The organism is Geomonas limicola (assembly GCF_014193675.1).
Lineage (GTDB): Bacteria > Desulfobacterota > Desulfuromonadia > Geobacterales > Geobacteraceae > Geomonas > Geomonas limicola.
Genome location: NZ_BLXZ01000008.1, coordinates 197,892 through 224,493, shown reverse-complemented (window position 1 = coordinate 224,493; position 26,602 = coordinate 197,892). Strand labels below are relative to the sequence as shown.

23 protein-coding genes and 1 riboswitch are annotated in these 26,602 nt (G+C 62.8%); of the genes, 2 read left to right on the top strand and 21 right to left on the bottom strand.

Annotation, left to right across the window (positions count from 1 at the left end; all coding sequences use genetic code 11):
• Positions 1-26: 26 nt before the first annotated feature.
• The 19 genes from H7688_RS18620 to alr form a co-directional block, all read right to left on the bottom strand.
• Positions 27-1,811, bottom strand: coding sequence for a thiamine pyrophosphate-binding protein (locus tag H7688_RS18620; protein ID WP_183362717.1), 1,785 nt, complete (start codon positions 1,809-1,811; stop codon positions 27-29).
• A 66-nt stretch (positions 1,812-1,877) separates the two neighbouring features.
• Positions 1,878-3,224 carry a lipopolysaccharide biosynthesis protein RfbH gene (gene rfbH, locus H7688_RS18615; protein ID WP_183362716.1) on the bottom strand — a complete coding sequence of 449 codons (1,347 nt, stop codon included), beginning with the start codon at positions 3,222-3,224 and terminating at the stop codon, positions 1,878-1,880.
• A gap of 139 nt (positions 3,225-3,363) precedes the next feature.
• Positions 3,364-4,449 (bottom strand): CDP-glucose 4,6-dehydratase, encoded by a 1,086-nt coding sequence (gene rfbG / locus H7688_RS18610; protein WP_246329881.1) that lies wholly within the window; start codon positions 4,447-4,449, stop codon positions 3,364-3,366.
• 3 nt (positions 4,450-4,452) lie between these two features.
• Positions 4,453-5,226: a glucose-1-phosphate cytidylyltransferase gene (rfbF, locus tag H7688_RS18605; protein WP_183362715.1), complete on the bottom strand. Its 774-nt coding sequence runs from the start codon at positions 5,224-5,226 to the stop codon at positions 4,453-4,455.
• Positions 5,227-5,245: 19 nt separating this feature from the next.
• Complete coding sequence (locus H7688_RS18600) at positions 5,246-5,392, bottom strand: hypothetical protein (RefSeq protein ID WP_183362714.1); 147 nt, start codon at positions 5,390-5,392, stop codon at positions 5,246-5,248.
• Between the two features lie 238 nt (positions 5,393-5,630).
• Positions 5,631-6,263, bottom strand: a complete 633-nt coding sequence (locus H7688_RS18595; protein WP_183362713.1) for a winged helix-turn-helix transcriptional regulator — start codon at positions 6,261-6,263, stop codon at positions 5,631-5,633.
• Positions 6,264-6,527: 264 nt separating this feature from the next.
• The gene (locus H7688_RS18590; RefSeq protein WP_183362712.1) at positions 6,528-7,712 is read right to left on the bottom strand and encodes a glycosyltransferase family 4 protein; all 1,185 of its coding nucleotides are present in this window, start codon (positions 7,710-7,712) and stop codon (positions 6,528-6,530) included.
• A complete protein-coding gene (locus H7688_RS18585; RefSeq protein ID WP_183362711.1) occupies positions 7,705-8,649 on the bottom strand; it encodes a glycosyltransferase family 2 protein in 945 nt (314 codons plus the stop codon). The genes H7688_RS18590 and H7688_RS18585 overlap by 8 nt, the downstream gene beginning before the upstream one ends.
• A 42-nt stretch (positions 8,650-8,691) precedes the next feature.
• Positions 8,692-9,651: a glycosyltransferase family 2 protein gene (locus H7688_RS18580; protein WP_183362710.1), complete on the bottom strand. Its 960-nt coding sequence runs from the start codon at positions 9,649-9,651 to the stop codon at positions 8,692-8,694.
• Positions 9,652-9,687: 36 nt separating this feature from the next.
• A complete protein-coding gene (locus H7688_RS18575) occupies positions 9,688-10,689 on the bottom strand; it encodes a cytochrome c3 family protein (protein WP_183362709.1) in 1,002 nt (333 codons plus the stop codon).
• 26 nt (positions 10,690-10,715) lie between these two features.
• The gene (gene ccsB / locus H7688_RS18570; RefSeq protein ID WP_183362708.1) at positions 10,716-11,561 is read right to left on the bottom strand and encodes a c-type cytochrome biogenesis protein CcsB; all 846 of its coding nucleotides are present in this window, start codon (positions 11,559-11,561) and stop codon (positions 10,716-10,718) included.
• A 63-nt stretch (positions 11,562-11,624) separates the two neighbouring features.
• Positions 11,625-12,977 carry a cytochrome c biogenesis protein ResB gene (gene resB, locus H7688_RS18565; RefSeq protein ID WP_183362707.1) on the bottom strand — a complete coding sequence of 451 codons (1,353 nt, stop codon included), beginning with the start codon at positions 12,975-12,977 and terminating at the stop codon, positions 11,625-11,627.
• Between the two features lie 170 nt (positions 12,978-13,147).
• Entirely contained in the window at positions 13,148-13,414 is a 267-nt protein-coding gene (locus tag H7688_RS18560) for a cytochrome c3 family protein (protein WP_183362706.1), read from the bottom strand.
• Positions 13,415-13,499: 85 nt separating this feature from the next.
• A complete protein-coding gene (purE, locus tag H7688_RS18555) occupies positions 13,500-14,006 on the bottom strand; it encodes a 5-(carboxyamino)imidazole ribonucleotide mutase (RefSeq protein ID WP_183362705.1) in 507 nt (168 codons plus the stop codon).
• A 57-nt stretch (positions 14,007-14,063) separates the two neighbouring features.
• Positions 14,064-15,335 carry a phosphoribosylamine--glycine ligase gene (gene purD, locus H7688_RS18550; protein WP_183362704.1) on the bottom strand — a complete coding sequence of 424 codons (1,272 nt, stop codon included), beginning with the start codon at positions 15,333-15,335 and terminating at the stop codon, positions 14,064-14,066.
• Positions 15,336-15,455: 120 nt separating this feature from the next.
• Positions 15,456-17,021 carry a bifunctional phosphoribosylaminoimidazolecarboxamide formyltransferase/IMP cyclohydrolase gene (purH, locus tag H7688_RS18545; protein WP_183362703.1) on the bottom strand — a complete coding sequence of 522 codons (1,566 nt, stop codon included), beginning with the start codon at positions 17,019-17,021 and terminating at the stop codon, positions 15,456-15,458.
• A 277-nt stretch (positions 17,022-17,298) separates the two neighbouring features.
• The gene (locus tag H7688_RS18540; protein ID WP_183362702.1) at positions 17,299-18,546 is read right to left on the bottom strand and encodes an ASKHA domain-containing protein; all 1,248 of its coding nucleotides are present in this window, start codon (positions 18,544-18,546) and stop codon (positions 17,299-17,301) included.
• On the bottom strand, positions 18,533-19,564 hold the full coding sequence (gene selD / locus H7688_RS18535) for a selenide, water dikinase SelD (protein ID WP_183362701.1): 1,032 nt from the start codon (positions 19,562-19,564) through the stop codon (positions 18,533-18,535). Before selD ends, H7688_RS18540 begins: the two co-directional genes overlap by 14 nt.
• A 49-nt stretch (positions 19,565-19,613) precedes the next feature.
• A complete protein-coding gene (gene alr, locus H7688_RS18530; protein ID WP_183362700.1) occupies positions 19,614-20,744 on the bottom strand; it encodes an alanine racemase in 1,131 nt (376 codons plus the stop codon).
• Between the two features lie 164 nt (positions 20,745-20,908).
• Positions 20,909-21,011: riboswitch (TPP riboswitch) on the top strand.
• A 329-nt stretch (positions 21,012-21,340) separates the two neighbouring features.
• On the opposite strand from alr, the gene thiD reads away from it, so the two are divergent.
• The gene (gene thiD, locus H7688_RS18525; RefSeq protein WP_183362699.1) at positions 21,341-22,795 is read left to right on the top strand and encodes a bifunctional hydroxymethylpyrimidine kinase/phosphomethylpyrimidine kinase; all 1,455 of its coding nucleotides are present in this window, start codon (positions 21,341-21,343) and stop codon (positions 22,793-22,795) included.
• A gap of 27 nt (positions 22,796-22,822) precedes the next feature.
• Entirely contained in the window at positions 22,823-24,130 is a 1,308-nt protein-coding gene (gene thiC / locus H7688_RS18520) for a phosphomethylpyrimidine synthase ThiC (protein ID WP_183362698.1), read from the top strand.
• Between the two features lie 409 nt (positions 24,131-24,539).
• Here thiC and H7688_RS18515 read toward each other — a convergent pair whose 3' ends face one another.
• Together H7688_RS18515 and H7688_RS18510 are read right to left on the bottom strand one after the other, a co-directional pair.
• Positions 24,540-24,893 carry a hypothetical protein gene (locus H7688_RS18515; protein WP_183362697.1) on the bottom strand — a complete coding sequence of 118 codons (354 nt, stop codon included), beginning with the start codon at positions 24,891-24,893 and terminating at the stop codon, positions 24,540-24,542.
• Between the two features lie 21 nt (positions 24,894-24,914).
• Complete coding sequence (locus tag H7688_RS18510; protein ID WP_183362696.1) at positions 24,915-26,447, bottom strand: B12-binding domain-containing radical SAM protein; 1,533 nt, start codon at positions 26,445-26,447, stop codon at positions 24,915-24,917.
• Positions 26,448-26,602 lie beyond the last annotated feature (155 nt).

Sequence of the window (26,602 nt, the reverse complement as noted above, 5' to 3'; positions counted from 1 at the left end):
TCCTTCCGGTGCCTGAAACACCGAGGTTACAGCTTGTCAAAAACGCGGTTCTTCTGGTACTCGTCCCGGGGCAGGAAGGGGAACATGTCGTCGTAGGGCATGGAGACCATGGTGCCGTCGTCAAGCTTCTTGGAGGCCACCCTCGGGACCAAGAGCTGTTTCGAGGGGGTGATGATTTCGCAGATGACCGGGCCGGTGAGTTCTTTCACCTGGTCCAGCTTGGCCGAGAGCTCGCTCAGGCGCGAGATCTTGACATAGCTGATGCCGTAGGCCTTGGCGATCTTCTTGAGGTCGGGGAAACTCACCCCGGTGGCCGGGCTCTCGCCGATCAGACGCCCCTCCATGAAGTTCCCCTGGGAGTGGCGGATCAAGAGGTACCCGTTGTTGTTGAGCACCATGAGCTTCACCGGAAACTTGTTGTGCACGATGGTCTGCAGTTCCTGCAGGTTCATCTGCAGCGACCCGTCGCCGGTTACGCAGTAGACGTCGCGGCCTGCGCTGGCCGCAGCGACACCGATGGCGCCGGGCATGTAGCCCATGGTGGAGAGGCCGCCGGTGATGATGTGGCGCTGCCCCCGCTTCATCCGGAAGGCCTGGGCGTGCACGTGGAAACAGGAGCCGGTATCCAGGAGGAACAGGTCCCCCTCCTCCATCTTCTCCGAGAAGGCCGTCATGAAGTGGTAGGAGTTGATCCCCTCCTTCTCCTTGAGGTACTCGGGGAGGTCCACCGGGTAATTGCGCTTCCAGCTCTGGGTCTGGTCCACCCAGGCCTGATTTTGGTGCTTGAAGCCCGCAAGCTTGCGGGTCAACCGCTCCAGAAAACAGGCGGCGTCGGCCAGCACGGGGATATCCGGGACGATGGAGGGCTTACGCAGCTCTTCGGGGTCCACGTCCACGATCACCTTTTTCGCGTGCGGTGCGAAGTCCTGGTAGTCGTAGCCGACGAGCCCCACGCCCAGACGACATCCGATGTTGATCATCAGGTCCGCGTTCTGGACCGTGAAGTTTGCCGGGCGGTCGCCGTAGGTACCGGGATGGCCGACGTAGAGCGGATGGTCGTACTCCAGGAGGTCCATCCCCAGGCGGCTCGTCAGCACCGGAATGTTGGTGGCGGTCGCGAAATCACGGGCGGCATCCACCGCACCGGCCAGGCGGACCCCGGCCCCCAGGAGCAGGAAGGGGCGGCGGCTCGAGCGCAACGCCTCGGCCACCTGGTCGACCAGGGCGTCCAGCACTGCGTCGTCAGGCACGGAAGGTTCGGGGGTAAAGCCCGGGTAGTCGTCCGGATCGAAGGAGGCAGCCTGGATGTCGATGGGGCACTCGATCCAGACCGGGCCCACAGGGTGCGACATGGCAATGTGGATGCACTTCTCGACCTCGTACTTCACCTTGTCCACCCGGTCCAGCATCACCGCGTACTTGGTGACCTGCTCGAAGATGGGCAGCGTGTTGAAACCCTGCAGGGCAAACTGGCGCGGCTCGGTGACCGTGGCCTGGGAAACCTTGGACTGACCCGCCACCACGATGCACGGCGAGCGGTCGACGTAGGCCCCCACCACCCCCGTCAGGGTATTGAGGGCGGCCGGGCCAGCGGTGACATAGGCAACGCCCAGCTTGTTGGTGTAGCGGCCGTAGGCGTCGGCGGCCATGGCGGCAGCCTGCTCGTGGTGGCAGCAGACGTACTGCTGTTTGCCGTGGACAAGCAGGGCGTCGGTGAGGGTCATGATCATCCCGCCCGTAATCAGGAACGCGTGTTCGGCGCCCGCCTGGTACAGCCGATCCACGATATAGTCCGCTACTCGCATCCTCATGCTGGAAACTCCTTATCGAAGTGTTGAATGTTTTCCGAGCCTCCCCTCTGCGAGGCTCCTGGCAGCTTACCCCACGAAGTCGTGGATGGTTGCCACCATGTACTCGAGCATCTCGGGTTTCATCCCCGGGTAGACGCCGATCCAGAAGGTGTCGTTCATGATCCGCTCGGTCTCCTTGAGCTCGCCCACCACGCGGAACCCTTCGCCCGATGCACGCATCTCGTCGAAGCAGGGGTGCTTGATCAGGTTGCCGGCGAAGAGCATGCGGGTCTGGATTCCCTTCCTTTCCAGGTGGTTCACCACGTCCTCGCGGCTAAAGCCCGCATCCTTACGCACGGTCAACAGGAAGCCGAACCAGCTGGGCTCGCTGTTTTCGGTCGGCTCGGGGAGCACGAAGCGGTCGGCAAGGTCGTTCAGCCCGTCGCGCAGGAACTGCCAGTTGGCCCGGCGCGCCGCCACGAAACCGGAGAGCTTCTCGAGCTGCGCGCAGCCGATGGCCGCCTGCATGTCGGTCACCTTCAGGTTGTAGCCGAAGTGCGAGTAGACGTACTTGTGGTCGTAGCCGTAAGGGAGCTCCCCGAAGCGCTGGGTGAAGCGGTTGCCGCAGGTGTTGTCGCGCCCCGAGGGGCACCAGCAGTCGCGCCCCCAGTCACGGAACGATTCCACCAGGCGCTTCAAGGTGGTGTCGTTGGTGTAGACCGCGCCCCCCTCCCCCATGGTCATGTGGTGCGGCGGGTAGAAGCTCGAGGTCCCGAGGTCGCCCAGGGTACCGGTGTAGTGCCAGGCCCCCTGGTGGAAGTAGCGCGAACCGAGCGCGTCGCAGTTGTCCTCGATGAGCCAGAGGCCGTGTTTATCGCAGAAGGCTTGGACGGCGGCGAGGTCGAAGGGGTTACCCAGGGTGTGCGCCAGCATGACCGCCTTGGTCTTTGCCGAGCGCGCCGCTTCCAGGAGGGTGACGTCCACGTTGTAGGTGGGCAGCGCCACGTCCACGAACACCGGTATGGCGCCGTACTGGATGATGGGGGCGACGGTGGTCGGGAAGCCGGCGGCGACCGTGATCACCTCGTCGCCGCGCCTGATGCGCCGTTCGCCCAGCTTCGGCGAGGTGAGCGCCATGAAGGCCAGCAGGTTCGCCGAGGAACCGGAGTTGACCAGTGAGGCGTGCTGCACGCCGAGGAACTCGGCGAACTCCTTCTCGAACTTCTCTGCGTAGCGTCCGGTGGTGAGCCAGAAGTCGAGCGAGGAGTCGATCAGGTTGGCAACCTCGCGCTCGTCGAAAACGCGGCCGCCGTAGGAGATGCGCTTGCCGGGAGTAAAGGGGTGTTCGGGTTTGTGCCTGAAGTTGTAGTAATCCACGGCGGCCTTGATGGCGGCCTCGCGGAGCTGTTTTTCTTGTTCTTTCGGGTCGTGCACGTTGGGTCCTCCGTATTTTTCTAGGGCAGTGGCGCGGACCCAGGGGGGGCGTCGAGTGGGACAATGGAACTGATCAAACCAATGAGATTGCCAGCCCTAGTCCCTAGTCCCCAGTCCCTAGCCCCTGAGTCTTTACCCTTCAGCTGGCCTCGTACTCGGCTATCTGGTTGAGGCAGACCTCACGCAGGTCAGCGCCGTCGCGGTAGGCCTTGGTCCAGGCGACGATGCTCTCCAGGGTGCGGGCCAGCGGCCAGCGCGGGGTCCAGCCCAGTTCCAGGCGCGCCTTGGAGCAGTCGAGCTTTAAGTAGTGCGCCTCGTGCGGGTGCTCGCCGTCATCGATCCGGTAGCCGGCTCCCCAGCCCCAGCCGGCACAGAGTTTCTCGACGATCCAGCCAACCGGACGGGCGTCCTCCTCAGCGGGGCCGAAATTGTACCCGGTGGCGAAACGCACCCCCTCCTCGTAGAGGCGTTGTGCCAGGGTAAGGTACCCCGACAACGGCTCGAGCACGTGCTGCCAGGGACGGATGGCGTGCGGGTTGCGAATCTGCACCGCCTCGCCGGCCAGGATCGCCCTGATGCAGTCGGGGATCAGCCGGTCGCCCGCCCAGTCGCCGCCGCCGATCACGTTGCCGGCGCGTGCCGTCGCGACCGCCACCCGGTGTTCCTGGTAGCGGGCGGGGTTGAAGTACGAGGAGCGGTAGCTTGCGGTCACCAGCTCGGAGCACCCCTTGGAGTTCGAGTAGGGATCGTACCCCCCCATCGGTTCGTTCTCGCGATACCCCCAGGCCCACTCGCGGTTTTCGTAGACCTTGTCGGTCGTCACGTTCACCACGGCCCGTACCGACGGGCAGGCGCGCACCGCTTCCAGGAGATGCACCGTCCCCATCACGTTGATCGCATAGGTGTCGACGGGGATCTTGTACGAGTCGCGCACCAGGGGCTGGGCCGCCATGTGGATCACGATCTCGGGCCGGGCCTCGGCCAGTTCGTTTTTCAGGCGTTCCAGGTCGCGCACGTCGGCAATCACCGAGTGAACCAGTCGGTCCACGCCGGCCAGCTCGAAGAGGCTCGGGTTGGTGGGGGGCTCCAGCGCGTAGCCGGTTACCTGCGCTCCCAGCGTGTGCAGCCACAGCGAGAGCCAGGCCCCTTTGAAGCCGGTGTGCCCGGTGAGGAAAACTCTTTTTCCGTGCCAGAAGGCACGCATCGATTCAGCTGCGTGATCCATCGGTTACCACATCTTCCAAGGAGCCTTGCCGTTCTTCCAGAGCTCCTCCAGGTTGTTCTTGTCCCTCAGGGTGTCCATCGGTTGCCAGAAATCGTGGTGCTTGAATGCCATGAGCTCACCGCTCGTGGCGAGCGACTCCAGCGGTTGTTTTTCAAAGACGGTCGCGTCGTCGGAGATCAGGTCGAGCACCTCGGGTTGCAGCACGAAGAAGCCGGCGTTGATCCAGGCCCCGTCGCCGCGCGGTTTCTCCAGAAAACTCGTCACCTGGTCCCCCTCCTGGATGCCGAGGGCGCCGAACTTCCCCGAGGGCTGGGTGGTGGTCAGGGTGGCCAGCTTGCCGTGCGACTTGTGAAATGCGACCAGTTCCGGGATATTGATGTTCCCGACGCCGTCGCCGTAGGTAAGCATGAACGGCTCACCGTCCAGGTACTCCGCCACCCGTTTCACCCGGCCGCCGGTCATGGTCTCGGCACCGGTATCCACGAGCGTTACCTGCCAGGGCTCCGCGGTGTGCTGGTGGATGATGCGCTGGTTCGCGTTGCGGAAGTCGAACGTCACGTCCGACTCGTGCAGGAAGTAGTGGGCGAAGTACTCCTTGATGGCGTACCCCTTGTAGCCCAGGCAGATTACGAAGTCGTTGAACCCGTAGTGGGAATAGATCTTCATGATGTGCCACAGGATCGGCCGGCCGCCCACCTCGATCATCGGCTTGGGCTTGAGGTGGGACTCCTCGCTGATCCTGGTTCCGAAACCGCCTGCCAGAATGACAACCTTCATCTAGTCTCCTCCGATACCACTAAATCTGCTCATCGCGGCTCTGTTTCACAGGCACCGCGACGAAGCGAGAATCGATTCTTTCATTGAGTGCAGCGTAATCCTCCAGGAGCGTTTCCAGCCTCCCTTTCAGGTTTTCCAGCAGAACTTCGACACGATCCGTTTCCATCGAAACCTCGCAGCTTGGAGTCTGGGATGTAAGCCTACTTCGGGTACTTCTCTTCAGTTTCCTTTATGCGGTAGACCCCGGGATGTATCTCGGTATCAGCACGGTGTGCCGACAGATCCGCAGCTACGGAATCAATTCTTTGCCAAGTCGTTCCTCGACGTCGTCGATCTTCTTGCTCAACACCCCGATTGCAAGGGTGTTTTCCGGACCAACCGTTGTCGACTCAGACAGAAGATTTCTACTGTTTAGCCGCTCCCCTTGTTTTGCCGGGCCCCGTGGTCCAGAAGATCGTCTCCGGGTCCGCACCGAGTCTTAGCAATTCCTCCTTCAGTGCATCTCCCCGCTTGAGCGAGGTGATCACGATCCGGTGGTTGCCGGAGAGCAGACCTATGGCCGGCGTCACCACCTGGCGCCCCATGAACTTGCGTCCCGAGTTGCCGGTATCCATCGCGAGCTCCAGTTCCAGCCCCACTTCCGTGAGCGAAAGGTAGGCGATCTCCGCCACCTCGTCGATGCCGCAGAAGGCAACCCCCTTGATCCCGTCCGACGCGAGTTTGCGGAAGAGCTTCAGGTAATCCTGGCGCGCCACGGTGTAGAGCCCGGTGAAGTAGCTTAAGTGCTGGTAGGCGAGGCGGCTCTTCTCGGCGAAGCCGGACGGAGTGAGGAGGTAGGCGTAGCGGTTTTTGGGGAAGCTGGTGACACGGACAAAACCCTTGGCGACCAGGTTCTTGAGGTACGAGTTGACCAGGCCGAGGGCGATCCCCAGGCGCCGGGAGAGCTCGCGCTGCGAGAGCTGATCCGAACCCGAGATCTCAGAGAGGAGCAGGAAGGAACGATAGGTATCGAGGACCTTTTCTTCTTCTTTGTTCATCCGGCGAACATACAGGAAATGCGAACTTTTGACAATACAAAACCTGGTTTTGCCACGGAGACACGGAGTACACGGAGAAAGGCGTTACGCCCCGATCTTCGAGGCTCTGTTGCTGGCACTTGAGCGATTCGTGTGGGGGGTGCTGATTAACTTCAAGTCAGCGCTGCTGAAAAAATGAAAGAAGAGATTTGTTCTCAAACTGGCTGATGTCAGGCTGACACTCTGCTCTCTTGGTTTTCTCCGGGGTTCTCCGTGGCTCCCTGGCTACCCCACCTCAAGCAGTTTCCGGTAGATGTCGACCAGGGTCTTGCCACGTGCCTGCCAGGAATGCGCCTCCACGGCCCTCTCCCGTCCCTCCGTAGCCAACTCCTCGCGCAGCTCACGATCGCCGGCGAGCCTTCCGATGGCATAGGCAAGCTCGGCGACATCCCCGAATTTTGCGTACAGCGCCGTATCTCCCAGGATCTCCCGGTTCACCGGCGTGTCGAACACCACGCAGGGAAGCCCGCAGGCCAGGTAGTTGAACAGCTTGCCATTGGCCTCGGTAAGCGAGATCTTCGGGGAAACCGCGACATCGGCCACGCTCAGATAGAGGGGCGCCTGGTCGTAAGGGATCTTCCCGGTGAAGGTCACCTGGTCGGCAACTCCCAACGCCTCGGCCTTCTGGGGATAGTTCCCCTCGGGAAAACCCATGATGAGGAAGTGCAGGTTCGCTCCCTGCTGTTTCAAAAGTGCCGCGGCCTCCAGGAGCAGGTCGACACCCTGGTAGCTGTTCAAAAGCCCCAGAAAGCCGACCACCGGCCGCCGGGACGGCAACCCCAGGCGCTCTTTCAGCGCAGCCACCGCCTCGCGGGGTGCCGGGGCGAACACCTCGGTATCCACGCCGTCGATGAGTGCCTGCACTTTCCCGGTTGGCACCCCCTCCTTTACCAGCACGTCGACTGTCGGGCCGGCGCTCGCGACGATGAAGTCGGAGCGGCGGTTGATCCAGCGCTCCAAGAGCGCGAAGCAGTTCTGTAAAAGCGACCCTTCCCTCACGAAGCCGTGGTCGGTGATCTCGCCGGTCAGGCTCCCCTGGCAGTCGAACACCATCGGGACACCCAAAAGCGGTTTCAACAAGGCGCCGATGAAGGCACCTTCGTGCAGGTGGGCGTGGATGAGCTGCGGCTTGAAGCGGCGGGCAACCCGCCAGGCCTTGTAAAGGAGCAGGAGGTCGAGATAGGGCTTGTGCCAGGAAGGGCCGGCCTCGAGCTTGCCGTACCAGGGAATCCGAGGGATCCGGAAGATGGGGAATCCGGGGAGGTCACGTCCGATGGGGTAGGTCACCAGGCACAACTCGACACCGAAGGGGATGACGGCGCGCGCCTCCTCGAAGATGCGCACGTGGCAGCCCCGGTCGGCGAAGAAGGGGGTGGGCGCCAGCACCAGGACTCTCAGCGGCTCAGCCAAGGTTTATCTTTTCCTTGATGTTGTAGATAGGCTTGCCCTGGGCCTCGTAGTAGGTACGGGCGGAGAGCTCCGCCAAAAGCCCCAGCACGATGAACTGGATCCCCATGAAGAGCAGAAAGGCGGTGAGGATCAAGAGCGGGTTGCGGTTCATGTTCATCTGCTCGAAGAACTTCATGTAGAGGGTCGCCCCGCCGGTCAGGAAACCGGCAAAAAGGGTGTAGATCCCCCAGCGGCCGAAGAGCTGGATCGGCTTGGTGGAGTAGGAGAGCAGGAACTTGACCGTCATCAGGTCGAGGATCACCTTCATGGTGCGCGAGATGCCGTACTTGCTGACGCCGTGCAGCCTCTCGTGGTGCCGCACCGGCATCTCGGTGACCCGGGCGCCGACCTGGTGGGCCAGCGCAGGCACGAAGCGGTGCATCTCACCGTAGAGGTTCACGTCCTCGAGCACCTCGCGGCGGTAGGCCTTCAGGGTGCAGCCGTAGTCGTGCAGGTGCACCCCCGTCATGCGCGAGATGAAGCCGTTGGCCAGGATCGAGGGGAGCCGGCGATTGATGAAGGTGTCCTTGCGGTCCTTGCGCCAGCCCGAGACCACGTCGTACCCCTCGTCGATGCGCGCGAGCAAGAGCGGGATGTCCAGGGGGTCGTTCTGCAGGTCGCCGTCCATGGGGATCACGACGCGGCCTTTTGCGTTGTCGAAGCCGGCGGCCATGGCGGCGGTCTGTCCGAAGTTGCGGCGCAGCTTCACCACCTTGACGCGCGGATCGCTACTGGCGGCGAGCTTCAGCCCGGCATAGGAATTGTCGGAGGAGCCGTCATCCACCAGGATGAGTTCATACTCGAGCCGGGTGTCGGCAAGCGCCTCGGAAATCCGGGCGCACAGGACGGGGATGTTGTCCTCTTCGTTGTAAATGGGCACTACGATACTGAGATCCACACGACACTCCATTCTGCAGCGAATAAAATCGGAAATAATGCCCTAAAGCTTTTCTTCAAAGCCCTTCACGCACCTGACTTCGATGCCGCTTGCGTCGCAGACCTGTCGCCTGAAACGCGGGCGCGTAAGCCCCGCCAGCATGCCTGCCCCGTACACCAGGTGCAGGGCGGGATAGACCAGCAAAAGCCACGGGAAAAGCCGCCAGTCGCGCCCACTCCAGCTCCCCGCCAAGCTCGCCGCCCCCATGAGCGCCAGGTAGCACAGAAACGGAAAGGCAAACTCAAGGGTCCCGAAGGGGATGAGCAGCAGGTAGAGCAGCAGAAACACCGGAGCCAACGAGGTGGCTTTCAGCTTCCCGGCGACCACGGTCTGCTCGCCCCGCCCGCGCCCGTAGCCGAACATCTGCCTCAGGTAGGCGCGGAAGGTGGCCCGCTGGCTGCGCTGAACGGCGAGTTCCGGGTCGTGCACGAGGTGGTGCCCGGCGTGCTGCAGCCGGTCCATCAACTCGTTCTCTTCGTTAGGGTAGAGCCGCTCGTCCAAGCCGCCCTGCGCCAGGTAGACCTCGCGCCGGAAACTCAGGTTGCACAGGATCAGCTCGCTGTCGCTGCTCAGGCGCGCCTGGCCCGCCTTGCGGTAGCGGTTACGCACCCCGCCGGCCCCCACCACCGAGCCGAATGCGGTCCCGATAGCTCTCTGCAGCGGTGTATCGGTCGCCGGCGTAAGCGAGGGCCCACCCACCCCGGCCACCCGGGGATCCTCGTAGTGCGCCACCGCCCGTTCCAGGAAACCGGGATCCACCTGGGAATCGTCATCGAGAAAAAACAGGATCTCCCCACCAGCCCTTTGGGCCGCCTGGTTGCGCTGCGCGCTCGGCAGACAGCCGTAGGCCACCAGGACCTCGAAACGCTCCGGGGGGTAACTTACCCGCGTGAGCCCGGCCAGGGCCCGGACGTCGCCTCCCGGCTTGCGGGGTATGATGATGGAGACCTTGGGAAAATTCATCGGGAATGGAACGGATGCGCCGTCGGCGGCCCTCCGCTAGTTCTCCACGGCCTTGACGCGGTCGTACCGAAAGGTGCGATGGCACCCCACCGAACAGCCGCCTCCGCTTGGCGTCGTGTTGAAGCGGATCGGGATCTCCCAGGTTCCGAAACCGGGCGCCTTGGGGTAAATCAACCGGTCCTGCTGTGAGGCGTGCGGGCTGTGGCACATCCGGCAGGAACGCCCCTTGCCGGGACTGTTGACGTGGACCGCATGCAGGTTGCGGGTTCCGTTGCGGAAATTGGTCGCCTTGTCGGTGACGCTCTCCGAGACCAGTGCGGGCTTGTGGCAGGTAAAGCAGAGCGGGAAGGCGTCTTCGGAAAAGGGACGGTACAGGGTAGTCGGCAGGTCGGCCTTCAGGATTTTCCGGTAGGACGAGCCGTGCACCGCATGACAGCTGGCGCAGTCGCCGCTGGCCACCGGTTTGTGCACCGACTTCCCGACGGCAAGCTTCGGATCGTGGCAACTGAAGCAGAGCTGGGAACCCGGTTTTTTCAAAAGCGAGCGCACCCCGGACTGGTGGGCGTCGTGACAGGAGAGGCATTCGCCCTTGGCAACCGGAGGATGGCCGTGGCTGGCACCGGTGAATTGTTCCTTGGGATGGCAGCGGAAGCAGAGCTGCGGCACGGCGTCCTTCAAAAGGGCCTTGTTCTCCGAGGCGTGCGGCAGGTGGCAATCGTAGCACTTCCCTTCGGCCACCGGCTTGTGCAGCATCGGCTTGTCACTTTTCAGGAGGGTGCTGTGACACTGCAGGCAGAGCTTGTCCTTCTGGACGATGAATCCCATGCTCCCCTTGTCCAGCGGGTGGTCGTCGGAAAACTGCTTGTGACACTTCAGGCACTCGCCGTCGGCTACCGGCCGGTGGGCCACTTTCCCCTCACCGAGACCGCGATGGCAGGCGCTGCATTTGAAAGGCTCCGCCCCGGCCAAGGCCGGGACGAAGCTTACGGCGAGGAAAAGTAAGGCTGCTACCCAATGTGCGGTGCGGGACTTTTGCATGGTGTCAAACGGCCCCTCTGGCAAGACTACTTACCGTAGCTGTGCAGACCGGACAGGAACAGGTTAACCCCGAGATAGCAGAAGATAGTCGCAGCAAAGCCGATCACCGAGAGGATGGCGGCACGACGCCCAACCCAGCCGCGGGTGATGCGGGCGTGCAGGAAGGCCGCGTAGACGAACCAGACGATGAGCGACCAGGTCTCTTTCGGGTCCCAGCTCCAGTAGGTGCCCCAGGCGTAGTTGGCCCAGGCAGCGCCGGTCACGATCCCCAGGGTCAGAAGCGGGAAGCCGATCATGATCGCCTTGTAGTTGAGGTCGTCCAGCACCTTGATGGCCGGGAACATGGAGAGGATGCCGCCCGCCTGAGCAGAACTGCCACCCTCCATTTTGTCGCGGATCAGGTACATGATCGAGATGCCGCAGGCGACCGCGAAGGCGGCGTAACCCAGGAAGCAGGTGATCACGTGGTACATGAGCCAGTTACTCTGCAGGGCCGGCACCAGCGGCTCGATGCCGCTATCCAGGCCGAGCTGCGCCCAGGCCATGCCGAAGAGCGCGAAGGGGACCACGAAGGCGCCCACTGCGCGGTACTTGTACCTGAAGTCGATGATCATGAAGATGAGGATGATGGTCCAGGAGAAGAAGACCACCGACTCGTACAGGTTGGAAAGCGGCGCGTGGCCGTGCCCCTGGTCGTAGGACTCCTTCCAGCGCATCGCGATGGCCGCGGTCTGTACCACGAAGCCAAAGAGCGCGGCGTAGGTGCCGGCCAGACCGACCGCCTTGGTCTTGGAAGCCAGGAAGGCGAAGAATATGCAGGTCGAAACCATGTAGGTGACCATGGTGATGTTGAACAACATGGAACTGGACATACGTTAGTACCCTCCGGTGTAGTCAGTTGACAGTTGAAGGGGGACAAACCCCCCGGAGACTTATCATTTAAGCTTCTGGACCAGTTCGTCGAAGGTCAGTTCGAAGCCAGTGGGGTTCTTGCTGGCGGAACCGGCCAGAGTCACCGCGCCGTCGGAGACCCGCGCCCAGATGCGTTTATGCGACATGAAGAAGGCCATGATGATGCCCACCACCATCAGGAAGCAGCCGAGCCAGACCACCCAGACACCCGGGTCCTTGGCGACCTGCAGACCGGTGAAGAACTTCTGGTCCATGCCGTCCATGGTGATGATCAGGTCCCCGCCGTGCTGGGAGTTGAAGGCCTCGTACTTTTCACTGAGGATCACGAAAGGCTGGGGCTTCCCGCCGGCCGGGGTGAACTCGACCTGGGCGCCGGGGCCGTCGAAATCTTTCATGAAGGGACGTACGTCAGCGGTAGCTTCCATGATGGAGAGGAAGGCACCGCCGGGGAGTGCCAGGCGCTCGCCCTGGCGGGCGGTCAGCTTGATGGGTGCACCACCTTTGCGGTCACGCACCGAGATGTGGTAGGTGGCACCCTCGTCGGACGGGCCGTAGCTCGACTGGTAGAAGGTGATCCCTTTGTAGGTAAGCGGCTCGTTCACGATGGTGGGGATGTTCACGTACCCCGGCACCGGCTGGCCGTTCTCCAGGACAGTCAGGATGCTCTTGAACTCCTTCGGGGCCCCGGTGTCGTAGAAGGTGACCGTGAACTTCTCGCAGCGCACGTTGAAGCCCAGGTTGACCATCTTGCCGCTGCGGGTCTGCACCTCGCCGATGCTCCCACCCTCGGGGATGTTCACGTACCCTTTGTAGCCGAAGAAGGAGCCGACCAGCGCGCCGATGAAGACGATGATGATGGAGAAGTGCACCACGTAGACCCCCAGCCGGGAGAGCCGGGACTTCTCCGCGTACAGGTGGTACTCGCCGTCCTTTTCGGTGACGGTCGCGCTGGCGAACTCGGACTTGAGGAACTCGGCCATCTTGTCCTTGAGCTGGTCCTTGGTTCCCGAGATTTTCAGTTCCTTTACCGCGGAAAGCGACTTCTCGAAGCGCTCGTCCAGTACCAGCACCGGTTCGAACACGGTCTTCCAGACGCGGGGGAGCCGCTTGATGGAGCAGCAGATCAGGTTCAGGGTGAGCATGTAGAGGAGCAGGATGAACCACCAGGAGTGGTACATGTCGAAGAAGCCCAAGGTCGAGTAGATGCGGATCTTGGTCTCGCTCAAGGTGGCAAGGTATTCACGCGAGGGCCCCTGCATGACGATGGTGCCGATGATCGAGGTGAGTGCGAGGCCGATGAGGAGGAAGATGCTGAGTTTCAAGGAGCAGAAGAAGTCCCACACCTGATACGCAAAACTGTTTTTATTTGTTGTCAAGGCAGTCTCCCAAAGAGGTTATGTGCTGCTACTGCTGAATCAAGCTTGCCATTATAGTCAAATTGCGAATAAGCGCAAAAGAAAAAAAATTGGGGAGTTCTCTTAGAACGCAAAAAAGGGATAACAGCCTGAGCTGCTATCCCTTTTCTCCTACTTACCCCTGTCAGGGATTACTTCTTGTGGCACTCACCGCACTTGGTCGGGCCGGCTTTCTTGTCTGCATGGCAGCCTTTGCAGAGCTTGTGAGCCACGTCCTTGTCGATGGCGATCTTAGCGGGAGCCCCTTCGTGGCAGGCTTTGCACTCCATTTTGGTGCTGTGTGCCTTGTGGTTAAAGGTCACGTTGCCGTTTTTAGCGGGGTACACCACGGAATCCGCAGCGAAGGCGGATACAGCAAATGCGAGCGTCAAAGCTACTGCAGCGATCATTTTGGTCATCAGCTTTCCCTCCATAGGTAATTGGTATGCAGGAAAGTATACAAGCCGGTGCGGGTTGTCAAGCAAAAAGGCCGCAAATGCACGCTTAGTGGGGCTTTGCCGCCTGGAGCGCCGCGTCTTTTTGTTCCACCTCGGCGGCCATCTTGTCGCGGTAGGCGACGAACTTGGCGGCGAGGTCCGGGTGCTGCAGGGCGAGGATCTGGATCGCGAAGAGTCCGGCGTTCTTGGCACCGGCCTTGCCGATGGCCATGGTGGCGACCGGAATGCCGCCGGGCATCTGGACCATGGCGTAGAGGGCGTCGATGCCGGAGAGTGCGCCGCCCCCCATGGGAACGCCGATGACCGGCAGGGTCGTTTCAGCAGCGATCACCCCGGCTAAGTGTGCGGCCATGCCGGCTGCGGCGATGATCAACTGGACGCCGCGGCCGGATGCCTCGGCGGCGAGCTGCGCCGTGCGCTTGGGGGAGCGGTGCGCCGAGGAGATGCGCATCTCGAAGGGGACGCCGAAGTCGGTGAGGATCTTGGCGGTCTCCTCCATGGTGGGGAGGTCGGAATCGCTGCCCATGACGATGAGAACGAGTGGATTGCTCATAGTTATCACTCCTTGAAAATCAAAAGCGGCCCCGTGGCAAAAAAGGGCGGTTTCGGTCTACCGGTTGATCGCCTTGGCGCCGATGTCTTTGCGGTAGTGCACCTCGGGCCAGGAGATCTGCGCCACACCCTGGTAGGCACGCTCGATCGCCTCGGGTACGGTGTCGCCGAGCGCGGTTACGCCCAGGACCCGGCCGCCGTTGGTAAGGACGCCACCCTGGTCGCTCTTGGTCCCGGCGTGGAACACCACCAGATCCTCGACCTTGGCAGCCTCGCTCAAACCGGCAATCCGGTCACCCTTTTTGTAGTCGCCGGGATACCCGCCGGCCGCCATCACCACGCAGACCGCCGCCTTGTCATGCCACTCGATCTCGATACCGGAGAGGTCTCCGTTGGCGACCGCGAGAAGTACCGGCACGATGTCGGACTTCATGCGCATCAAAAGCGGTTGGCACTCGGGGTCGCCGAACCGGGCATTGAACTCGAGGGTCTTCACGCTCTCCCCGTCGATCATGAGGCCGGCGTAGAGGACACCACGGTAGGTGCGCCCCTCGGCCGCCATGCCGTCGACGGTGCGCCGCATCACCTCGGCCATCGCCTTCTCGTGGATGGCGGGGGTCACCACCGGAGCGGGAGAGTAGGCACCCATGCCGCCGGTGTTGGGCCCCTGGTCGCCGTCATAGACCGCCTTGTGGTCCTGGGCACTCGCCAGCGGGATGATGTTCTTGCCGTCGGTGAAGGCCAGGAAGGAAGCCTCCTCCCCTTTCAGGAACTCCTCGATGACCACGCGCGAACCGGCCGAGCCGAAGGCGTTGCCGGAGAGCATGTCGGTGACTGCGGCCACCGCTTCTTCGCGGTTCTGGGCGATGATGACCCCTTTACCCGCCGCCAGGCCGTCGGCCTTGATGACGATGGGCACCCCGGTCTGGTCGATGAAGGCGATCGCATTATCCACCTCGGTGAAGACGCCGTAGGCGGCGGTCGGCACCTGGTACTTGTGCATCAGGTCCTTCGAGAAGGCCTTGCTCGCCTCGATAAGTGCCGCGTTCTTGCGCGCGCCGAAGGCCTTCAGGCCGTTCTCTTCGAAGAGGTCGACCAGCCCCAGCGAGAGCGGGAGTTCCGGGCCGACCACCGTGAGATCGATCCCCTTCTCCTTGGCAAAGGCCAGAAGCGCCGGCAGGTCGTCCACCGCGATGTTCACGTTCTCGGCGAGCTGCGCGGTGCCCGGGTTCCCCGGGGCGCAGTACAGTTTTTTAACCAGCGGGGACTGGGCGATCTTCCAGACCAACGCATGCTCCCTGCCGCCGCTGCCAATTACCAGAATGTTCATGACTTCTCCTTGTAAAGGCAGGGGCTAGGGATGGGGGGCTAGGGACTGGAAGAAACGGTTCAATTTCCGTTTTCTCACCTGTTCGCTAGTCCCTGCCCCCTGGCCCCCAGTCCCTGGTTCTTAGTGCCTGAAGTGCCTCATCGAGGTGAGCACCATGGCGATGTTGTGCTCGTCGGCGGCGGCGATGACTTCGGCGTCACGCATGCTGCCGCCGGGCTGGATCACCGCGGTGATGCCGGCTGCTGCCGCGTTGTCCAGACCGTCACGGAACGGGAAGAAGGCGTCGGACGCCATCACGGCACCCTGGACCGGGATCCCGGCGTGCTCGGCCTTGATGGCGGCGATGCGTGCCGAGTTGACCCGGCTCATCTGTCCCGCACCCACGCCGACGGTGGAGTTGCCGCGGGCATAGACGATGGCGTTCGACTTCACGAACTTGGCGACGCGCCAGGCGAAGAGCAGGTCTTCCATCTCCTTGTCGGAGGGGCTTCTCTTGGTCACCACCTTGAGCTGCTCGAAAAGCGCCAGGTCCGCGTCCTGCACCAGGATGCCGCCGTTGACGCGCTTGAAATCGAGGCGGGAAGCCGGGGTCTCGGGCCAGAAGCCGCACTCCAGCAGGCGTACGTTCTTCTTGGCAGCCACCACCTCGCCGGCAGCCTCGGAGACCTTGGGAGCGATGATCACCTCGACAAACTGGCGATCCACGATGGTGCGGGCGGTGATCTCGTCCAGCTCGCGATTGAAGGCGATGATGCCGCCGAAGGCGGACTCGGTATCGGTCTTGTAGGCCGCCTCGTAGGCCTCGAGGATATTCTCGCCGAGTGCCACTCCGCACGGGTTGGCGTGCTTCACGATGACGCAGGCCGGTCCCTCGCTGAACTGCTTCACGCACTCGAGCGCCGCATCGGTGTCGGCGATGTTGTTATAGGAGAGCTCTTTGCCCTGCAGCTGGCGCGCGGTGGAGATGGAGGCCTCCTTGGCCCCCTTCTCGACGTAGAAGGCGCCCTTTTGATGGGGGTTCTCGCCGTAGCGCATCCCCTGGGCCAACTGGTACTGCAGGGTGAGGGTCTGCGGGTAGGGGGCTACCTCCGCCTGGAGACGCGCGCCGAGCCAGTTGGAGATGGCACCGTCGTAGGCCGCGGTATGCTGGTAGACCTTGACCGCCAGTCGGAAGTTGGTCTCGCGGGAGACCGCCCCACCGGAGGCCTGCATCTCGTCGAGCACCGCCTGGTAATCGACGTGGTCCACGATGACGGTGACGTCGCGGTTATTCTTGGCGGCGGAGCGCAGCATGGTCGGGCCGCCGATATCGATGTTCTCGATGGCGTCTTCCATGGTGCAGTCTTCCTTGGCAACGGTCGCCTCGAACGGGTAGAGGTTCACCACGACCATGTCGATCGGCTCGATGCCGTGCTCCTGCATCTTGGCGACGTGTGCCGGGTTCTCCCGCATGCCGAGGATGCCGCCGTGCACCTTGGGGTGCAGCGTTTTCACCCGGCCGTCCAGCATCTCGGGGAACCCGGTGAACTCGGAGACGTCCTTCACCGGGACGCCGGCGTCGCGCAAAAGTTTCGCGGTGCCGCCGGTGGAGAGGATCTCGACCCCATACCCCGAGAGGGCCCGGGCGAAATCCAGCACCCCGGTCTTTTCCGATACGCTGATGAGCGCACGACCAATCTTTGCCATGAAAAGCTCCTTTTATACCTGATGATGTAGACCAAAATCGAAGAGCGCCGGTGCCACGAGACACGGAGCGCACGGAAAAAAGCGAAAACAGACGGCCAACGGGCTACGACTCAGCACAGAGGACGCTGAGGGAAAAACCAGAGGGGCACAGAGGAAAACCCTACGTCTTTGGGTTTTGCAGCTACCCGGCGTTCTCCTGCCTCTTGGTGTAAGGAGACACCAGAGATTCTTTGTGCCTTTCTCCGTGACCTCCGTGCCTCCGTGGCGAAATCTGCCTCTAGTCGAAATCGAGGTTGGCGAGGAAGCGTTTCTCGAAGGCGGCGGTTCCCGACAACGGGAGCACCTTGATCTTCTCGGTAAAGGCTTCCAGCTCCCCGCGCCCCTCGGGCTCCACCAGGAAACGCTCGACCCCTAAAAGCGCACCTTCCCTGATAAAACCTGAGATTATTACCATGCTTTCGTTGAAAACTCCAACGGTTTTTAGGACCTGAGGCGCCAGCACGGCGCCGAACGAACCGGTCAACACGACCTCGGCAAGATCCTCGAATCTGAGCCCGGCTCGCGCCAGCAGGATCTCCATCCCCGCCTTGAGCGCCCCCTTGGCAAGCTGCAGGGCACGGACATCCTCCTGGGTCAGGTAGACCGTCGCCTTGGCGTCGCGGTGCAGCACAAAAGCCGTCCCCCCGTCGATCTGCTGCACGCGGTTCGCAAGGTTGGAGGCGATCTCCTCGGGAGGCCGAATCCGCCCGGTGCGGTCAAGAACGCCGTTTTCCAGCAGCGCCGCGACCGCCTCCAGCACCCCGGACCCGCAGATGCCGCGCGCCGCTACCCCGCCGATGGTGGCAAGCTTCAACCTCTCCCCTTCCAGGGAAACCCCGGCGATGGCTCCGGGCAGCGCGGCCATGCCGCAGCTCAGGTTTCCCCCTTCGAAAGCGGGACCTGCCGCCGCGGAGGTCGCCAGGTAGCGCGTACCGTCGAAGAGCGCCATCTCGGCATTGGTACCGAGATCGAGGTAGAGGGTGCCCGGACGGGCGCTGTGGCGGCACCCGTAGAGAAAGGCGACCAGGTCGCCCCCCACGAAGCCGCTGGGAAGGGGAAACAGAAAGGCCGGCAGGTCGCGCTGCCAGCCGAGCTCTGCGGTGGTCGTTTCCCGGGCGGCGCTGAACTGGGGACGAAACGGGGGATAGGCAAGCGAGGCGCTCGGCAACCCCAGGGCGATCTGCTCCATGGCGGGGTTCCCCGCAACGGCGACGCAGGCAAGCTGCCGGGGCTGGGCGTCGACCCGCGCCAGCAACTCTTCGGCCATGCGCTCCATCTCGGTGGCGAGAGAATGCTGCAATGCGGCGAGCACCGTGGGGTCGGCGGCCGCCTGGAGGCGGGAGAGGACATCGGCGCCCCAGGGGCGCTGCGGGTTCAGGGAAGAGGTTGCGGCAAGGCGCGCAGCGCTGGCCAGATCGACCAGGGACGCGGCTATGGTGGTGGTACCGAGGTCGAAGGCGACCCCGAGGGGGCTAGTAGAAGTCAAGGAAGCTGCCGTCATGAGGCTCCACAACGCCGATGCAGGCGGCGAAGGCACCCGCGTCCGCGCTCGACGCTAAAAACTCCTTGGCACCGTTGGGCGGCAGGGCGATGAGCAGGCCGCCGGAGGTCTGGGGATCGAAAAGCGGCAAGAGCCGGTCATCGACCACGCCGGAGATGAGGTGGGAGTAGTGGTCGCGGTTTCTATAGCAGCCGGCCGGGATGAGCCCGTCGAGGATCAGCTCCTCGAGGCCAGGGAAGACGGGAACCTGGTCCAGCTCGATCCTGAAGGTGACGTTGGCACCCACGGCCATCTCGCAGGCATGCCCGATGAAGCCGAAACCGGTGACGTCGGTGGCGGCACTGGCACCGGCGGCCAGCATGCGCTCGGCGGCAGCGGCGTTCAGTTGGGTCATCCAGCGGATCGCCTCAGCCTCCAGCGCCTCGGAGATCATCTCCGCCTTGATGGCGGTGGAGACGATGCCGGTCCCCAGCGGCTTGGTGAGCACCAGAAGGTCGCCGGGACGGGCGGTCGAGTTGCGCACCAGGCGCGCCGGGTCGATAAGCCCGGTAACCGCAAGGCCGTACTTCAGCTCCTGGTCCTCGACCGTGTGGCCACCCACCAGGCAGGCCCCCGCCTCCTTGAGTGCGTCGGAACCGCCGGCCAGGATGGCGGCCAAGACCGAGTTGGGGAGCGAGCAGGCCGGGAAGAAGGCGAGGTTCATGGCGGTGACCGGCTTGCCACCCATGGCATAGACGTCGGACAGGGCGTTCGCTGCGGCGATGCGGCCGAAGTTGAACGGGTCGTCCACCAAGGGGGTGATGATGTCGGTGGTCTCCACCAGGGCGAGGCTCTCCCCAATGCGGTACACGCCCGCATCCTCGGCACCCTCCACCCCCACGATCAGGTTCGGGTCATCCGAGCGAGTCAAATCGGCAATGGCTTCTTCCAGGCCCGCCGGGCCCAGCTTGGCGGCTCAACCGGCCGCCTGCACCATTTGGGTGAGCCTGATTTTTTCGGTCATGCGTTTGCGTCCTCTGGTTGATCGGACCTCTGTCTGCCCGATCTGCGTGTTACCTCAGGTAAATACGCGGCACCCTCTTGCTGATGCCGCAGAATATCTCGTAGGGGATGGTGCCGGCAGCCTCGGCGAGTTCCTCGGCGCTGATGCAGCCGCCCCGGGGGTCCGGCCCCAAGAGGGTCACTTCGTCCCCCACGGTCACCCCGGCGATGTCGGTCACGTCGAGCATGATCCAGTCCATGCAGACCGTCCCCGCCACCCGCGCCCGTTTTCCCCGCACCAATGCCTCGCCCTTGTTGGTAAGCGAGCGGTTGTAGCCGTCGGCGTAGCCGATGGGTACGCTGGCGATGAGCCGCTTCTCCGGCGCGGTGTAGCGCCTGCCGTAACTGATACTGGTCCCCGGCTCCACCCACTTGAGCATCGCCACTACGCTCTTCAGGCGCATCACCGGCTTTAGTTCGGCCATGCCGTGGAAATCCGGCGAGGGGAGCACCCCGTACATGGTGATTCCGGGGCGGATCAGGTTGCAGAAGGGGAGCTCGAGGGAGAGCGCCGCCGCGCTGTTGGCGATGTGCACGTACCCCGGGGCGAACCCGGCCGCCTTGGCCTGTTCCAGGGCCTTCGTGAAGTACTCCACCTGGCGCCGGGTGTAGAGCTTGCCGTCCTCGTCGAGTTCGTCAGCCGAGGCGAAGTGGGAGAAGATTCCCTCCAGCTCGATGTTCTTGAACCCCTTCAGGGCCCGGAAGAACGACTCCGCCTCGCTGTGCACGATACCCAGGCGCCCCATGCCGGTGTCGATCTTCACGTGGATCTTCGCCTTGCGGTAGAGCTTCCCCGCCGCGTCGTTGAGCGCCTGCACCTGCTCCAGGGCAAAGACCGCGGTGGAGATGTTGAAACCGACGCACTTGCGTTCCTGACCGGGGTAGATGCCCCCCAGGATCAGGATGGGGCGGTCGATGCCGCTTTTCCTGAGCTGGATCCCCTCGGCCAGGAAGGCGACGCCGAAGGCGGTGACGCCGAGCGATTCCAGCTCCTGGGCGATATCCATGAAGCCGTGGCCGTAGGCGTCGGCCTTGACCACGGCGAGCACGCCGCACCCTTTGGGCTTACTCTTGGTGATGACCGCGAAGTTGTGTCGCAGCGCTGCCAGATCTATTTCAGCGACCGTGGGACGACTGTCCATAGTACCTGCCACATGTCATTGAGAGTGGGAGTTGAAACGCCCCGGGCGGAACTCACCCCGGGGCGTTAATCATTAAGGGGATATCTATCACTTCTGAGTGCCGCTGTAAAGGCAAAAACCTGAAATCTGTTGACTTTACGACGTGTATACTTTAACGTTATCCGTCAGCCAGCTGGGGGAGTTCGCGAGAACTGAGACAGGCGACGCCTGAGACCCTTTGAACCTGATCCGGGTAAATCCGGCGTAGGGAAGCGGCGCGCACTCCGTCCCATCCGACCCCGGAGCCGTGACCCTTTTCCGTCACGGCTTTTTTAATTTTAAAGGCACTTTTGCCACGGAGCCACCAAGCACACGGAGAACTGCGAGTTTTTCGAAGCTGCCCGCAGGTGACCAAGGGTAAACGTGTCGGACTTGCGAAGACTACCCCCCGCTGTCTTGTTCCGGCCTGCAGCGTGAGCGCTTGGGGCCGAACAGCTTGAAAAGTTTTTTTGCTTAATTCCTTGTCGGTTCAGCACCAGCGAGGCCTTGAGCTCTTATACATCGTTTTTCTCCGTGCCCTTGGTGGCTCCGTGGCCCCCATCGCCTAAAGGATTTCCGTGCTCAAACTCGTGGTCGACCATAGCGGCAAGGAGAAACAGGTAAGCGGCCTGTACCTGATCACGGATCAGGGCGAGCGCCTCCTGGAACGGGTGCGCGAGGCGGTCGCGGGGGGGGTGAGCGTCCTGCAGTACCGGGACAAGGTGCGCGAGTACCGCGAACGCCTCATGCTGGGAGCGGAACTCAAGGCGATCTGCGCCCGCTTCAAGGTCTGCTTCATCGTCAACGACGACCTGGAACTCGCCCATGCCCTGGACGCCGACGGCATCCACCTCGGGCAGGACGACGGCGACCCGGCTGAGGCCCGTGCGGCACTCGGACCCGGCAAGATCATCGGCGTCTCCACCCACTCGCTGGAGGAGGCCCTCGCCGCACAAAAGGCCGGTGCTGACTACGTCGGCTACGGTGCCATCTACCCGACCTCCAGCAAAGAGGTCCCCGCCATTCGCGGCCCGGAAGGGATCGCACGCTTGAAACAAGAGCTCGCGATTCCCGTGGTGGCGATCGGCGGCATCAACCGGGACAACGCGGGCGCCGTCATCGACCAGGGAGCCGACGCGATCGCCGTCATCTCGGCAGTACTCTCCTGCCGCACGCCGGGGATCGCTGCCACCGAACTCGCGCTGCTCTTCAATCGGCGCGCCCCCTTCCCGCGCGGTTCGGTACTCACCGTGGCGGGCTCGGACTCCGGCGGCGGCGCCGGCATCCAGGGAGACCTGAAGACCATCACCGTCCTCGGGAGCTACGCCGCGAGCGCCATCGCCGCCCTGACCGCCCAGAACTCGCGCGGGGTCACCTCCATCGAGCCGGTCTCGCCCAAATTCCTGACGGAGCAGCTCGAAGCGGTCCTCTCGGACCTGCCGGTGGACGTGGTGAAGATCGGCATGCTCTTCGCCCCGCAAAACGCCGAGGTGCTGGCCGACCAGCTTTTGGCGCACCGGATCCGGATCAGCGTCCTCGACCCGGTGATGAGCGCCAAGGGGGGGGCCACCCTTTTGGAAGACGAGGGGCTCGCGGTCTTGAAGCGGCGCCTGATCCCGCTTTGTTACCTGGTCACCCCGAATATCCCCGAGGCCGAGCGGCTCACGGGATTGAGCATCACCGATGCCGCCGGGGTAGAACTCGCCGCCCGCACCCTGCACCTGATGGGCGCCCGCAACGTGCTCATCAAGGGGGGACATCAAAACGAGGGAGAGGTAACCGACGTCCTCTTCGACGGCGTCAGCTTCACCCGCTTTTCCGCGCCGCGCACCCTGACCCGGCACACCCACGGCACCGGCTGTGCCCTGGCCTCGGCCATCGCGAGCTTTCTCGCCCAGGGGGAGCCCCTGCCGGTCGCCGTGGCGCGCGCCAAACAGTTCATCACCCGGGCCATCAAGCTCTCCCACCCCATGGGGCGGGGGCATGGTCCCGTCAATCACTACCTGGCAGCCAAAGATCCGTCCGAGACCTGAGGGCTCGGCATTCAACGAGGAGTAGCCATGACTCAGCTGGAAAGCGCCCGCAAAGGGATCATCACCGACAAAATGCGCCAGGCCGCCCAGGCCGAAGGGGTGGAGCCGGAATTCATCCGCGCCGGCCTTGCCGCAGGCAACATCATCATCTGTCACAACATCAAGCACGCCAACGGCACTCCGCTTGCCGTGGGCAAAGGCTTGAGGACCAAGATTAACGCCAACATCGGCAGCTCGGCCGACGACCTGAGCATCGACAAGGAGCTGGAAAAGGCCCGGGTCGCGGTGGCGGCCGGCGCCGACGCCCTCATGGACCTCTCCACCGGCGGCCCTGTGGACCAGATCCGACGCGCCATCATCGCCGAGACCCCGGCCTGCATCGGCACGGTTCCCCTCTACCAGGCGGCCCTCGACGCGGTGCGCACCAAGAAGAAGGCGATCGTCGACATGACGGTGGACGACATCTTCGAGGGGGTCATCAAGCACGCAGAAGACGGCGTTGACTTCATCACCGTACACTGCGGCGTGACCCGCGCCACCGTCGAGCGGATGCGTCGCGAAGGGCGCATCATGGACGTGGTCTCGCGCGGTGGCGCCTTCACCATCGAGTGGATGGCCCACAACAACGCAGAGAACCCGCTGTTCGAGCACTTCGACCGCCTGTTGGAGATCACCAAGGCCTACGACATGACCCTGTCGCTTGGCGACGGTTTCCGGCCGGGGTGCCTGGCCGATGCCACCGACCGCGCCCAGATCCACGAGCTGATCCTGTTAGGTGAATTGACCCAGCGCGCCCAGGACTATGGCGTGCAGGTCATGATCGAGGGTCCGGGTCACATGCCCTTGAACCAGATCGAGGCCAACATCCTGTTGCAAAAGCGGCTGTGCCACGGCGCCCCCTTCTACGTCCTGGGGCCGCTGGTCACCGACATCGCTCCGGGCTACGACCACATCACCTCGGCAATCGGCGGCACCATCGCGGCCTCCGCCGGTGCCGACTTCCTCTGCTACGTAACCCCGAGCGAGCACCTGCGGCTCCCCAGCGTGGAAGATGTGCGCGAGGGTGTCATGGCCTGCCGCATCGCCGGCCATGCCGCCGACATCGTGAAAGGGGTAAAGGGTGCCATGGAGAAGGACAACCAGATGGCGCGCTGCCGCAAGAAGCTGGACTGGGAGGGACAGTTCGCCCTCGCCATCGATCCCGAGAAGGCGCGTCGCCTGCGCGAAGAGTCCGGCGTGGCCGATCACGGCGCCTGCACCATGTGCGGCGAGTTCTGTGCTTACAAGGTGATGGACGACGCCACCGAGCGCGAGAAGGCGAACGCCGCCGCGTAACAGCACTCAACTCACGCAGAACCGAAAAAGCCGCCGGCCCCGAACATGGGACGGCGGCTTTGCTTTTTTTGCGCAGCGGCGGAAATACCTGGATTAGCCAGGGAGCCACGAAGGGCACGGAGGAAAGCGGGCAGTAGTACGACAGAGGGGTCAGGCTACCGAAAACGTCCGGGAAACCCGAGGCACAGACGAAAAACCGGAGAGAACACCACCCACCCTCTTAAAACTGGTTCGGCCTTGAACGTTAACGCTCAAGGCCGAACAGATGAGTTTAGTCTTCCTCAGATTTTTTCCGTGTCTCCGTGGCTACCTGCTTATGTTTGACGTAATCGTCGCCTCGGGGCTACTCCGTCGCCCGCTGCGCCTGGCATGTTTTTCTCCGTGACCTTGGTGGCTCCGTGGCAAATTTTCAGCTGAAAGCTGTTAAATACCCCCACCAGCTGCCACTTCCTACGATGACGAAAAGCAGGATGTGCTTGATCACTAGCATCTTGCGCCGCGTCTTCTCGGCCTCAGGACCGTAGAAGTTGTCCACGTAGGTGAAGCTGCGCATCCCTCCGGTGGCGAAAATGGTCACCGCCGCCCCCACGCTGTTCCAGAAGAAGAAACGCTCGATTCCCGCGATGGTCACCGCCAGGGCCGGCGAGCCGGCACGGTAGCCGTGCAAAAGGTAAATCGCGATCAGGTCGGACAGCCAGTACCCGGTGGCGAAGTCGTGGATGAAGCCGTTGAGGACGATGGCTATTTTCTTGATGCTCTCCAAGGTTGCTCCTGTCGTCTCGATCTAGGGGATCGGTGCGAAGTTGTGCGGGTGCCCACCCTGCGCCGCGGGCTTGTGCGGCGGCTGCATCCCCTTCACGGTTTTCAGAAGCTCCCGCACCTCGGGCGGCATCTCCTTTCCTTCCTGCTTCATGGCACTCTTCATCTGCCCGGCCAGGTAGCTATGGTTCATCAGGAGGTCGAGCACCGAAAGCATGAACTCCTGTTTCCAGGGGGTGAGCTTGTGCAGGTTCTGGAACTTGTGCATGAAGAACTTCTGGCTCGCCTTCCCCAACTCGCGCTCCAACTCCTCGAGCGTCATGTTCTTGGGCTTGATGACCGGTTCGACCAGGTTGTACTTGCGGTAGTCCTTGGTCGCCACGTACGGCTCGAGCTCGGGGTAGAGCTCGGCGTAGGGCCAGGGGGCGATGGCCAGGAAGAACCCCATGTCCGGGTTGTAGTGCTTGGCGAGCTCGATGGTCGCAGCGATGGACTCCGGCGTATCATCGGGCATGCCGAGCACGAAGGAGGTCTCCGAGACGATGTCGGCCGCGTTTATGATGTCGATCGCCTGCTTGGACTGCTCCACCTTGGTGTTCTTGTTGAAGAGATCGAGCGTCGCCTGGTCCCCCGCCTCGACCCCCACGTAGATGTGCTCCACCCCCGCCTCACGGTAGCGGTGCATGATGTCCGCGTCCCTTAAGATGTCGTCGACCCGGGTCTCCATGAGAAGCTTCACCCCGACCTTGCGCTCGATCATCAGGTCCAGGATGCGCACCCAGCGCTCCCGGTCCAGGGTCGGGATCTCGTCGGAGAGCATGGCAACCTCGACGCCGTAGCTGTCGCGCAGAAGCTCCAGTTCGGCGATGAAGTTCTCGGGGCTGCGGGCTCGCCAGGACTGGGACCAGAAGAGCTGCTGCGAACAGAAAGAACACTTTTCCATGCAGCCGCGCGAGGAGGAGACGATGGCGAGCCGTGCGTTGTTCTTGGCGCGGTAGCTGTAGATGGGCCACTCCACCAGGTCCCAGGCCATGGGGAGCGCGTCGAGGTTCTGGATGGAAGCGGCCTTGGGGGTGACCACCACCCCTCCGTCGCGCCAGAAAGCAAGGCCGGGAATCAAGGCCGGGTCCGCCTGGGCGTTGAGGCAGTCCAGAAGTTTCACCAGGGTCACTTCCCCTTCGCCGCGTATCACGAAGTCGACCGTGTCGTGCTCTTCCTTCAGGATTTCGTCGTAGCAGAAGGTGGCGTGCACGTTACCGTGTACCGTCACGATGGAGGGATTGATCTTTTTGGCGAGCGCCGTGAGCTCCAGCGCGTGGGCGATGGAGGCGGTAAACGAGGTTGTGGCCACGACGTCCGGATTGAAGGCACGGATGCGCGCCTCGATGTCGGGCCACTTGTGCCACAGGGACATCGCGTCGTAGTAGTCCACCTCGTAGCCGGCCGCGCGTAGCGATCCAGCGATGTAGACGAAGCCGACGTTGAGCCAGGTTCCGGCAGATTCCACGACTCCGGAGTGGTACGGCGGTGTGATCAGGGCCACCCGTTTGATGCTCATAAGACTGCTCCTTTTAGACACATCCATGCAGCTCAAAGGACAGAGACTGGAATAGTTCCAGCGACAGTAATTTTACGTGGTTAATGTAACTTTGTCAGTAAAAATATCAACCTGCAAGAGTGTGTAAGCGTTTGAGATCTGACGACGTTTTGACA